Source organism: Bdellovibrio sp. ZAP7 (genome assembly GCF_006874645.1).
In the GTDB taxonomy this organism is placed as follows: domain Bacteria; phylum Bdellovibrionota; class Bdellovibrionia; order Bdellovibrionales; family Bdellovibrionaceae; genus Bdellovibrio.
Window position 1 is genome coordinate 3,270,465 of the sequence record NZ_CP030082.1, and the last position, 10,804, is coordinate 3,281,268.

Annotated in this window: 9 protein-coding genes and 1 rRNA gene; 4 read left to right on the top strand and 6 right to left on the bottom strand. The window is 44.2% G+C overall.

Annotation, left to right across the window (positions count from 1 at the left end):
• Positions 1 to 5 precede the first annotated feature (5 nt).
• On the bottom strand, positions 6 to 890 hold the full coding sequence (locus DOM22_RS15705) for a branched-chain amino acid ABC transporter permease (RefSeq protein WP_142702261.1): 885 nt from the start codon (positions 888 to 890) through the stop codon (positions 6 to 8).
• Between the two features lie 18 nt (positions 891 to 908).
• Complete coding sequence (locus DOM22_RS15710; RefSeq protein WP_142701289.1) at positions 909 to 2,072, bottom strand: ABC transporter substrate-binding protein; 1,164 nt, start codon at positions 2,070 to 2,072, stop codon at positions 909 to 911.
• A gap of 253 nt (positions 2,073 to 2,325) precedes the next feature.
• Between DOM22_RS15710 and DOM22_RS15715 the strand changes: the two genes are divergently transcribed.
• From DOM22_RS15715 to DOM22_RS15725, 3 genes are all read left to right on the top strand, one after another.
• Positions 2,326 to 2,958, top strand: coding sequence for a YceI family protein (locus DOM22_RS15715; RefSeq protein WP_142701290.1), 633 nt, complete (start codon positions 2,326 to 2,328; stop codon positions 2,956 to 2,958).
• Positions 2,959 to 3,070: 112 nt separating this feature from the next.
• Positions 3,071 to 3,991 (top strand): hypothetical protein, encoded by a 921-nt coding sequence (locus DOM22_RS15720; protein ID WP_142701291.1) that lies wholly within the window; start codon positions 3,071 to 3,073, stop codon positions 3,989 to 3,991.
• 138 nt (positions 3,992 to 4,129) lie between these two features.
• The gene (locus DOM22_RS15725) at positions 4,130 to 5,230 is read left to right on the top strand and encodes an OmpA family protein (protein ID WP_142701292.1); all 1,101 of its coding nucleotides are present in this window, start codon (positions 4,130 to 4,132) and stop codon (positions 5,228 to 5,230) included.
• Positions 5,231 to 5,288: 58 nt separating this feature from the next.
• Here DOM22_RS15725 and DOM22_RS15730 read toward each other — a convergent pair whose 3' ends face one another.
• The 3 genes from DOM22_RS15730 to DOM22_RS15740 all read right to left on the bottom strand — a co-directional run bounded on the left by DOM22_RS15730 (position 5,289) and on the right by DOM22_RS15740 (position 9,626).
• Positions 5,289 to 7,013: a S9 family peptidase gene (locus tag DOM22_RS15730; RefSeq protein WP_142701293.1), complete on the bottom strand. Its 1,725-nt coding sequence runs from the start codon at positions 7,011 to 7,013 to the stop codon at positions 5,289 to 5,291.
• A gap of 141 nt (positions 7,014 to 7,154) precedes the next feature.
• Positions 7,155 to 7,850 carry a FliG C-terminal domain-containing protein gene (locus DOM22_RS15735; RefSeq protein WP_246845685.1) on the bottom strand — a complete coding sequence of 232 codons (696 nt, stop codon included), beginning with the start codon at positions 7,848 to 7,850 and terminating at the stop codon, positions 7,155 to 7,157.
• A 630-nt stretch (positions 7,851 to 8,480) separates the two neighbouring features.
• On the bottom strand, positions 8,481 to 9,626 hold the full coding sequence (locus tag DOM22_RS15740) for a hypothetical protein (protein ID WP_246845686.1): 1,146 nt from the start codon (positions 9,624 to 9,626) through the stop codon (positions 8,481 to 8,483).
• Between the two features lie 312 nt (positions 9,627 to 9,938).
• On the opposite strand from DOM22_RS15740, the gene DOM22_RS15745 reads away from it, so the two are divergent.
• Positions 9,939 to 10,526, top strand: coding sequence for a hypothetical protein (locus DOM22_RS15745; RefSeq protein WP_142701296.1), 588 nt, complete (start codon positions 9,939 to 9,941; stop codon positions 10,524 to 10,526).
• A gap of 139 nt (positions 10,527 to 10,665) precedes the next feature.
• Here the strand turns inward: DOM22_RS15745 and rrf are convergent.
• Positions 10,666 to 10,782: ribosomal RNA gene (rrf, locus tag DOM22_RS15750) — 5S ribosomal RNA — on the bottom strand.
• Between the last annotated feature and the right edge of the window lie 22 nt (positions 10,783 to 10,804).

Consider the following 10,804-nt stretch of genomic DNA (forward strand, 5'->3'; position numbering starts at 1 on the left):
CCCCCTTAAACCTTCTTGATCGATTTTTTCCCAAACAGACCGCTGGGCTTTATCAGGATGACTAAAATCAAAATTATAAAACCAGGAAGTTCCTTATATCCCGAGGAGATGTAACGAGCTGTGAAGAACTCCGAGATTCCCAAGATCAATCCTCCCCAAATTAAACCGAAGCCTGATTCCAATCCTGCGATAATGGCCACGACATAGGCTTTTGTACCAAGCGATGATCCCATCGTGGCAGAAACAAATGTCCAGGGTGCGACCATCAGCCCCCCGATCGTGGCGATACAAGCGCTCATCATAAAGGAAACCTTCACCACTTGTTCTTGAGGTATCCCCATCAAACTGGCGGTATCTTTGTCTTCACTAACAGCTTGAATGGCTTTTCCATAAATAGTTTTTCTGCGGAAAAGTTCGATAGAAAAAACTATGACGGTGGCAACAATAACTGCCATGATCTCTTGCGGGTAAACACCCGCTCCCAAAATACGGATGGGATCATCTCCCAAGGGAGACGGAAAACGATAGTCTCCCGTAGACCAAATTTGTTCGACTGCATTTTTAAAGATGATACCCATCGCCAATGTTGCCAGCACCCAGGTATACTCAGATTTCATTTTTAAGGCTGGCGCCACCGCAAAGCGATGCACCATCCACCCGGCAATGACACCTGTGACCAAAACTCCGATAATAGGAAATAGATAGGGATACCCCAACAGTTGTCCCGTGGCTCTATCGACATAAAGCGAAAACCCCACCACTCCACCGAGCATAATGACATTCCCAAGGGAGAAGTTGATGGTTTTCGATGTTGAGAACGTCAGATTATAACCATAGGCAATCAGCGCATAAATCACGCCTTGAATAATACCCGAAATCAGAATCTGCATGATCTCTGACACGGGGACCTACTTTTTCTGAGTTGTTGAATCCACCACGATGCCGTCTTTTACCATGCCGAGCATAACATTCGCTTCTTTCACAGCTTCGTGATCTGAGCTCGAAAAAGGCTTGGTATAAGATCCGGTGATTCCTTCATAAGGAACAGCCAGGTCTTCCAATGCCATGCGGATTTTTGATCCGTCAAGTGACTGCGCCTGTTCAATTGCAAGTTTCAGCAAGTACATCGAATCATACCCTTGTGCTGCAGATACAGCAGAAGCAATTGGTGACTCTTTGAATTTGGCATTGTAATCCGCGATAAATTTCTTTTGCTTATCAGATTTTGCCGAAGCTTCGATAAATGTTTGCGGCATCTTTGTGCCGTTTCCGTTTTTACCCGCATTGGTAATATAGTTCGACATTGAAAGAGTCCAACTGCCGATCATGTCCACTTTCCATCCTAGACGAGCCATCGAGTTTGAAACGGCAGCCAGCTCCGGACCAATACCATAAACCAATAGGACGTCGGCTTTCGCTGCCCGCGCCTCTTGCAGTTGCGCACTCATATCACTGTCTTTAATTTTAAATTTCCCAATGTAAACTGGCCTCACGCCTTTCTCTTTTAGGACCGCTTCCATCTTTTCGCGGCCATTTTGGCCATAGTTGGTATCGTCACACAGAAGTGCAGGTTTTTTGAATCCAAGCTTTAAAGCCTCATTCACGATGACCCGAGATTGGATGTCATCATTTGCGGCAATTCGGAATACAAAATTTTCAGGACTGCCTTTAAAGAGTTCATTCACTTTAGCGCCAGCACTAACATTAATAATTAACGGAACTTTTTTTGTATTTGCATACTGTGTACTAGCATCGGCAACGCCAGTATTAATTGGCCCTAATACCGCCACGACTTTTTCTTTGTCCAACAGCTCCAACATGATTTGTCCACCACGTTCGTTCTTGGCTTCGTCGTCACGATCTACCATTGATATCTTTTTCCCAAGAACGCCGCCTGCGGCATTGATTTCATCAATAGCCACCTGAACTCCGTTACGCATGGAAACACCCATCGGAGCACTCCCACCAGTGAAAGGACCATAAACACCGACCTTGATTGTGTCCTCCGACTTTTTTGTACAGCTGGCTAATGCAACCGCCAGAATCATCAACGCAAGCTTTGGAAATCTCATAAGTATCCTCCCACAATTACGAAAAATTCTTTGGTCACCATACTTTAAAGTCAAGACACCCTCGAATTTGTGAAAGATTGTGTGTGTCTCTACATCTCGATGTCTCAATTCACAACTGTGATTTGGAGGCCCATGAATCCCGGTCAAAGTCGAGTCTGTCGATGAAGGTATGATGCTCGGTAATATTCATTGCGATTCAACAAAGTTTATACAAAAATTTGTAAAGTCTAAAAGCACATCAAGGAGTTCAATAATGATGAAGACATTTGTAACGGCAATGGTTTTGGTTTTTGCAGTATCTGGCGCTCAAGCGAAATCTAAAGGTAAGGCTGCAAAAGCAGACGCAACTAAAACGGAAGCTTACAAAATCGATACTAAAGAGAGCACAGTTGCATGGAAAGGCACTAAAAAAGCTGGTTCTTCTCACAACGGTCATATCTCTGTAAAAGATGGTGAAGTTCAAGTTGATAGCAAAGGTCAAATCACAACTGGTCAAGTGAACATCGACATGACGACAATCACAAATGAAGATTTGAAAGATGCTGAATACAACAAGAAGCTTGTTGGTCACTTGGCAAGCAACGACTTCTTTGACACAGCAAAATTCCCGGTGACTACATTCAAAGTTCTTAGCGTAACACCTGTTTCCAAGGACGAAGTGACTGTTAAAGGTGAATTGACGATGATTGGTAAAACAAACCCGATCGAATTCCCTGCAAAAGTCACTGTTGATAAAGGAGTTGTAACTGGCGAAGCGACTGTTAAAGTTGACCGCACTAAATGGGGTCTTAAATATGGATCTGGCAACTTCTTCAAAGAATTGACTGCAGACAAAATCATCAGTGACGAGTTCGAAATGAATTTGAAACTTGTCGCTAAAAAATAGTTTGATTCTTACAAACTGTAAATCAAAGGCTCGGGAAACCGGGCCTTTTTTATATCCAACTCTTAATACTTCTAAGATCGCACTCTCCAAAATACTTTGCTAGGTTCGTGCGATGAAAAAAATCAGTCTATTTACCCTCTTTGCCGTTGTTGCGATGAACTTACCCGCCTTTGCTGAAAAGACCGTATCGGACTCTTTGGTCAAGGATCTTTCCTGCAGCAAACTCACCGTGAATGAAATCTATCGTCGCATGTCTCAACAACAGTTCTCCAGCGATTTCCACATACCAATTACAAACTGGGGTGTTGAGGCACGTGGTGGACTTTATGAATTGGGTGTTTGTTGGTCTTTATCACGCGCTCAACGACTTTTCTTTTATCTGAATCGCTGGAACTCTCCATCCACAGTTCAAGGCCCTCAGACTCTGCAAGTTCTCAACATGCTTCGCGGCGATTCAACATATCCTATGTTGCTAAATCAAGAATCCTACTTGCGCACTGATCTGGGCTTACTGGGAAACCTGATGGACGGAATTAGAATCCATAAAGGTGATGCCAACACTCATCGCAACTTTAGATCCGAAATCGAAAAGTATGAATTGGAGCGTTTTCATAAACTTGGAAAAAACCTCAAGTATCTCATTGGCAGCGGCAGCCGCAGCAAAAAGAACAACCGCGAAACCAAGAATCAACTGCTCGGCAATCTTCAGATGAATAAACTGACCATGCTGATCGTTCGTGCCAATCGTATGGCTCAACACGTGGTCTTGGTAAAACGATTTCAGCGACTCAGCAATGGCGATATCAATTTCATCGTCTATGATTCGAATCATCCTTCTCAAGACAATATTCTGACATTCCGGGAAAGTGACTCCAAGTTCTACTCCCCTGGAATTGTGTATGGTGTTGTGCCCACCAAAGATATCAACGATCCCCTTGGTGTCTATGTTGTCGATGAAAAAGAGCGTGATCCTATCGAGACAACTTTGATTCGTTACTACAGCACTTTGTGCAGTTCTTTAAACAAGCGGTAATGAGACGTCCAGAGTCCTGTGTACGGGTGCAAATAAAAAATTGATTCATCACAAAGTTCATATAATTTGCCCTGCAAGAATTTGACGATCTTCTTTGAAAGTTCATACTGGAACTGCCATAAAAAAGGAGACTTCGTCATGAAAAAAATTATCATCGCAGCTATTCTGTTAGCAGGAGCCTGGGCCCAAGCTCAGGATCAATCAGCAACTTCAAGCACTCTTCAATTCGGAAAAGAAGCAACGGAAGCGCCACCACGCGGACTCTTACCATTTATCGGTCTTGGTGGTGGTTACACAGGTTATGATCAAAGTGCCCTTCAAGACGTTGAAGGTACACCAACAACTATCAAACTGTTGGGTTCTTGGTATCTAGAAAGCCCATGGGTCATGGACCTAGGTTATGGTTACAACAATCAACAATTCACTCATTCTACAGCGTTAGATACAGCAAGTACTGACGGCGCTGCCGAGTTCGCGTTCCGTTATCGTACTGACAACCGTTGGCAAATGGGTGTAGTCGGAAATCAATTCTTCAGTCAAGGTGCTAACTATGCTTCTTCCCAAGGAGATGCGATCTTTGCCGGTCTGCAAGTCCTAAAAGAGTTCAATATGTCGCAAGCATGGCTTGCTCGTCTGGGTGCCCGTGCGATGAGCTTAACCAGTAATCAAGGTGATCTTGTGATGATGTATCTAGTGGACTTCCAATTTGGTTGGAACCCAAATGCATACAAAACATCGGTAAGATCTACTGCGGCTGATGAAACAATGGTTCAAGAAGAAGAATTCGTAGCTGAAACAGCAGAGCCAGCACGTCCAGTGGCCGCTGCTCAACCAGAACCCATCTTGAACGACGTCGCAATGTCGAGCCTGATCGCGGGCAATTCAACGATCAAATTCAATACTTCTCAGGTCGCGATGTCCAATGCAGATCAAAGAAAAGTCGAACGCTTGGCAAAAGCTTTGGATGAACATTCGGACTTGTATGAACGCGTAGAAGTCCGTGGCTTCACAGACTCCACAGGTTCTGCACAAATCAACGAAAAGATCTCTCAACGTCGCGCTGAAACTGTAGCAAATGCTCTTGAAAAATACGGCTTGGACTCCTCTAAAGTTTCTGCAGTGGGCAGAGGCTCAGAAGAATCTTTGGGTAGCCGTTCTGCAGACCGCAGAGCCGAACTGGTATTCATCGGCGTTAAAGATGAAGCAGCTCTTCGAGAAGCACTTTCGACAGTAAAATAAGTTTGATGATATAGTAAAATTCAAAAATGCAGCTTTCTCTCAAGGAAAGCTGCATTTTTTATTCAAAAAGAGGACGCCAGCTCAAAACGAAGTTAGAGCTGCTGGTACCATTCAAAGGTTTTCCATCGGTCAAAAACTCAACCTTGGAATTAAATTCACGAGTCAGCGCCTGGGCTTCGACTTCATTTGCCGGAACTCGGGCACCCATGGCCTTGATCTCTGAAATAGGAATATCCATTTCACGCGTCGTCACACAGCCTGCGACTTCATCACCGAACGGATTCTTAAAATAACAATTCTTATTGGCGACGAAATTGAACATTCTAAAAGTCACTGTCGCCGTATTGGATTTTTCTTCAAACTTCCAGGACTGACCCACGTGCTGATAGACACTAGAAATTTTTTTGAAACCAAACTTCCAAGGCATTTCACTGCGTTTATAGTGATCAACAAATTCCGGGCTATGTGCCATCACAAAGCTACGCAGAACTAACGCAGCTGTCTGATATCCATAAGCCGCCGAAAAGGCACAATGGCTGCCATAGTTGACGTTAACCACTCCGGTATTAGGAGCTGACTCATAGTAGTCGTCATGCTCAAAGACCTGAGCATTCAATTTATTGCTCACGACATTGTCATCTTTGGAAGCCCATACCATCAGAGGTGTTTGAACTTTATTCGGAAGATTCCAAAAATTATTGCTCTTAAAAAAGTCTGGGGACGTACTCGCAACGCCACGTCTTTGTAAGGACGTCGAGGCCATGTCACCCAAATATCCCGGCATTTGCTTTCTGGGTGGCAACTGATCCGCTGCAACCATCTCTGGAATATCCGTCAAATAGCTACGGGCTTTCGCAAATTGACTACGAGTCATGATATTAAATACAGGACCAATCACATCGTCACTATAAAGATGCTCTAAAGTGGGGCGCAGTGAAATCACCGGACAAATCGCTACCGCCGAGCTATAAACTTTCTGCCCATTCGGCATCGGATACATATCATTAAAAGCTGCTCCGAACACTGCTGCATTTCCACCCAGGCTCATACCCATCAAGTGCATGCTAGAAATACGATCACGGTATTCCCATTTTTCGCGAAGCCATTTACCAACCATCAAAGATTCAAATCCTTCACTCCAACCGCCCAACGAAAAATGAGAGTTGGCGATCAGATAATCCAATCCTGTCTGATTAGCGAGTAAGACCACATTATAAGGAGTCAAATCAAAGAGCTGAATCAGGAACGTCTTCATGAAAGCATTTTGATCGGCTCCACAGAAAACTCCACACTTCATCACAACCAGAGGACGTGGACGACTGTCTTGCTTCAATCCCACAATTGCCGGCACTAGTACTCCATTGGATAAAGGAATCACAATGCTCTTAACCTGGGGATGCTTAAAAAATTTGTAGTCATCAAGCGCCATCTTCGCGAGGCTTAAGATGCCTCGTGGAGAGTTGTGCGCCAGTTCAGATTGGCAGTTCGCCATAAATTGTTTGACGACTTTAAAGTATTCTTCTGTAGTTCTTTTTTTAGATAAGAGCTGGTCTTCGAAAAATTTAGGGTCACACTCGGGTGCGACGTCCTTATTGTTTTCCGCTCTTGGAATCTGATTGAAAATTCCAAGGACCGAGGTCGCGGTGGGATCCACAGCCTTTGTCAGTTCCAACAAGAAATCAGATTCATTCTGTTCCTGGTTGATTATCGAGACTTGCGCCAGGGCATCAGTGCCCAACACGACGAAAGATAATGCGATAATTGCGGTTCTAAAGAAAACCATTTGTTACACCTCACGTGCTTCAAATGGCTTATCGGACCTAAGTTTCTGGTATTAACGACAGTTCCCCGTTTGTCAAAATCGTTGACGAAAACAGGAAACCTCTGGAGTTAAAACTCAATTTGATACCCGACGATCGTCGGGCTAAGCGATCTTTTTGATCTGCGCGAGTTTGTCCTTTAAGACGGTGTTTTCATGCTTGAGTGCATTCACTTCCGAAGAAAGCTGATTTACTTTTCTTCTTAGGAAGTCTGCTTCCTGACTTGCAGGAGTTGCCGGAGCCGCATCGGAGTCACCTACGATGTTGGGCTTCACATCTTTCTTCGCCACGTTCGCATCCGTTAATGGTGCGTGGTTCACGTTGAAAGCTGTCGTGTTCAGAATCTCTTCAATGTTTTCAGGAATATGTAATTCTGGATCCACCTTTTCCAGACGGATAATGCCTTGGCCCACAAAGCCACGCACTTCAGTTAGCATTTTAGAAATGCTTGTTCCTTTTTCCGCTGGAGTCGGACTAGCTTCTGCCATAAGGTCCGTGATTTTTCTTTTAGAAATGGGCGGTAAGCAACTTAATAGATTATCAATCTGCTCTTGCGGATTACCATGAAGGGCATAAGCCAATGTCATCGGCTGCACACGCGAAAAAATCTCGACCAAGTACTGGCCTTCCCAACTATACACTCGTGTGATCGTCAGAATTCTTTTGCGAAGCGCTTCTTCCCAAACCGGATTCTCGCCTGCAATAAGTGTTAGAAATTGCTCTCTCTTAGTTGTTGGTGATGTTTCCAACAATTGAAGCAATTGAAAAAAGCCGCCCTTTTTTTTGTATCTATCTAGCATTCCCATGTTTGTTATATCGGAAGCCAATTTCAAGACTAAAGGATTAAGACCAGGTAATTCCGTCTCATCCTGAGAATTCGCCCACAGAAAGCTTCCTCACCTTCCTTGACCGATCTATTGTCCAAAACATCTCCGATAATTTAAAGATTAATCATAGAAAGTCTCATCTCCATCCACCACTCGCCCCATCTCGAACCATCTCTGTCAAAATTTCTCAACAACATTTCCAACATTTATCACAACCAACACCCCTTTTCTCCTCTCGTCTTATTATCTCACTTCCTCTTCCTCTTCCCCTTCCCCTTCCCCTTCCCCTTCCCCTTCCCCTTCCCCTTCCCCTTCCCCTTCCCCTTCCTCTTCCTCTTCTCTCTTCCCGCCGTTTTTGTTTTCTCTTTTCTTTCTCCTCTTTTGTCTTCTTTTTTTAATCTTTAGTGCATCAAAACTTGGGTTATCTCTGAATTGAAAATAAAAAGGCGAAGCTATCAGCTTCGCCTTCGTGTAATAAAATTTAATTCCTTAGCTTTTAGAAAAGATGCAATCGCTGCAAGATGTACTTAATCACTCGAACAAAAACTCCCGACTTACGAGAGTTTCGCCCGCTGTATTCAGCACCTTCAGAGAAGGCGCTCATTAAAGACCACACTTATATGACAAGTTTACTGTCGTTCCTGGAGAAAGCGTCTGAGAGAATGTCAGAACATTTCCAGAAACAGAGTGAGCGATGTTTGTGCCTGATACAGAAACTTGCAAATCAGTTGGAGATGAACAGTTCAACAAGATGTCTTTGATCTTAGCTTGAATCGAAGTTTGGATCGTGCCCAATTGGCCTGTGTAATCCGAAGAACAGATATCCGCAGATACACCCCATGCAGGGCTGACGTTTGTGAAAGACAAGTAAACTGAGCCAATCGAGCCCGTAACCAAACCTTTTGTGTCTTGATTTGGATTATCTCCCAGTACCTGGCTGTTTTGTTGCGCCAGACAGCTCGTGTCGCGCACCACGATCGCATGGATAGACAAAGAAGCATATTTAGCTTCACCTAATGAAGACTTCACAGATCTAGGCAAAGAAGCCGGTTGATCCAAAGCGGCCAATGTATAGTTACCCGAAGAATACAAACCACTTCTCTCGTCTTCATCTGACAAGAAGATAATAGATAAGTGTGCATCGGCACGGATGAAACTGCCCGGATTGTTTTGAACAACCAAGTTAGCGGAATAAACACCGCGCTCATCACCAGAAGGACAATTGGAAGCATAACCACTCTGATAACCAGCAGAATTGATCGAGCTCGCACCATTCGCTCTTAGATAGTTAGCGATAAAGTTTTCACAAGTTGTCGTTTCAGGACGTTGAATAGCTGCATTGAAAAGAGCCAGTCTATTTGCTTGAGATGGAGTGATATATTTTGAGCCATCGCCCATTGTGATCAATTGACCACCTTGAGGAAATTTACCGCCGCTGATATCCGTCGTTGTGATCGCGATACGATAATCTACTTTGGAAGCATCAAGATTTTGAATGAAGTTAGCAAAGCGAGGCGCCAGACGTTTTTGTTCAAACGACATGGATGCTGAGTTGTCATTCACAATAAGAATGTCGACCTTACCTGAGCCGGCAGTCACAGAGTATGAGTAGCTCTTTTTATTGTTCTGAACCACACAGTTCGTGCTGGCATTACAGTCCTTGCTGCTGACGCCAAAGTTCACCGGGGAACAACCCACGTAAAATCCGACGGCAAAAGCCAATGCTGTTAATCTAGTAAGTGTATTCATAGACACCTCTCTCACCCGGATATATCCAATCTCAGTGCCAGAATCCTATAGAACAGCTAAATACCTATAATTACGTACGGTTTTCAGTTTCATCAGTTTCCACCACCAGTACCCGCACCGTCGAAATCTTGGACACTGGCCCCTAAAGGGCGTCCTTTCCTGTGCAATTTCAGTATTTTAGACACCCAAAGGGCCCTAGCCCGAAGGAGCGATTTTGGTCCCCCATTCGAAAGCCTTTGAGGTGCCCCCAAATATTCCCAATAATAAAGACGTTAGGTTGTGACAGCAGGCTTTCGACAAGAGGACACCGGAATGGTTTACAAGATTATTGGTTCATTAGTTATTCTGGCAGCAGGTGTCCTGGCATTCCTCATCGTACAAGATGGCCCAACGGGTAGCTTCATCAGCAAAAAATCAGAATCCTGCGTGCAACTAACTCCAGCCCAGCAACTAGTTAAAATGATAAACGACGATATCGATGAGCTCCACCAGCAAGGCAGTCTCCCAAAGGAATGGAACGGCATCGCCACAATTGAATATAAAGTAAGATCTGAATTAGCACGCACACTTCTGGGCAGTGAAAAACTAGGTCTACAAAGAGTAAAAGAAGGAAACTTCTATTTAGAAGTAGAAGTACTTGATATGCCCGATGAGCAAGATCCCGGAATTATCCTTCAAATGAGTTTGAAAGAAATCAAAAGCAAAAACAAAATCTTCGAAATCGGGAGAACTTATCTGATGAGCACACTCAACAGGCAAACTCCACCATCTCAACCAAAACCCGCTGCTACTCCCACAGCGCAACAACCAAGTTCACCGACTCAAAAACCCGCTGCTGTACAACACGCTCAACCCACGTCTCAGCAAGCTACACCAGTTCAAAAAGCACCAACAAAGTAGCCGATACTTTGTTACGAATATTCTGGTTGAAGCGAAGCACTCATCCGCCAACAGCAGACGACTTATATAAACTAATTATTGTTTTTAAAAAGACATAAAAAAACCCGATCTGTTTCCAGACCGGGTTCGAGTAAAAAAGAGCTGGCGTCGTGCTACTCTCCCACATGGTCGCCCATGCAATACCATCGCCGCAAGAGGACTTAACTTCTGAGTTCGGAATGGGATCAGGTGTGGCCCCTCTGCTATAAACACCAGCAAAGCGTTTATTAAAACAAAGA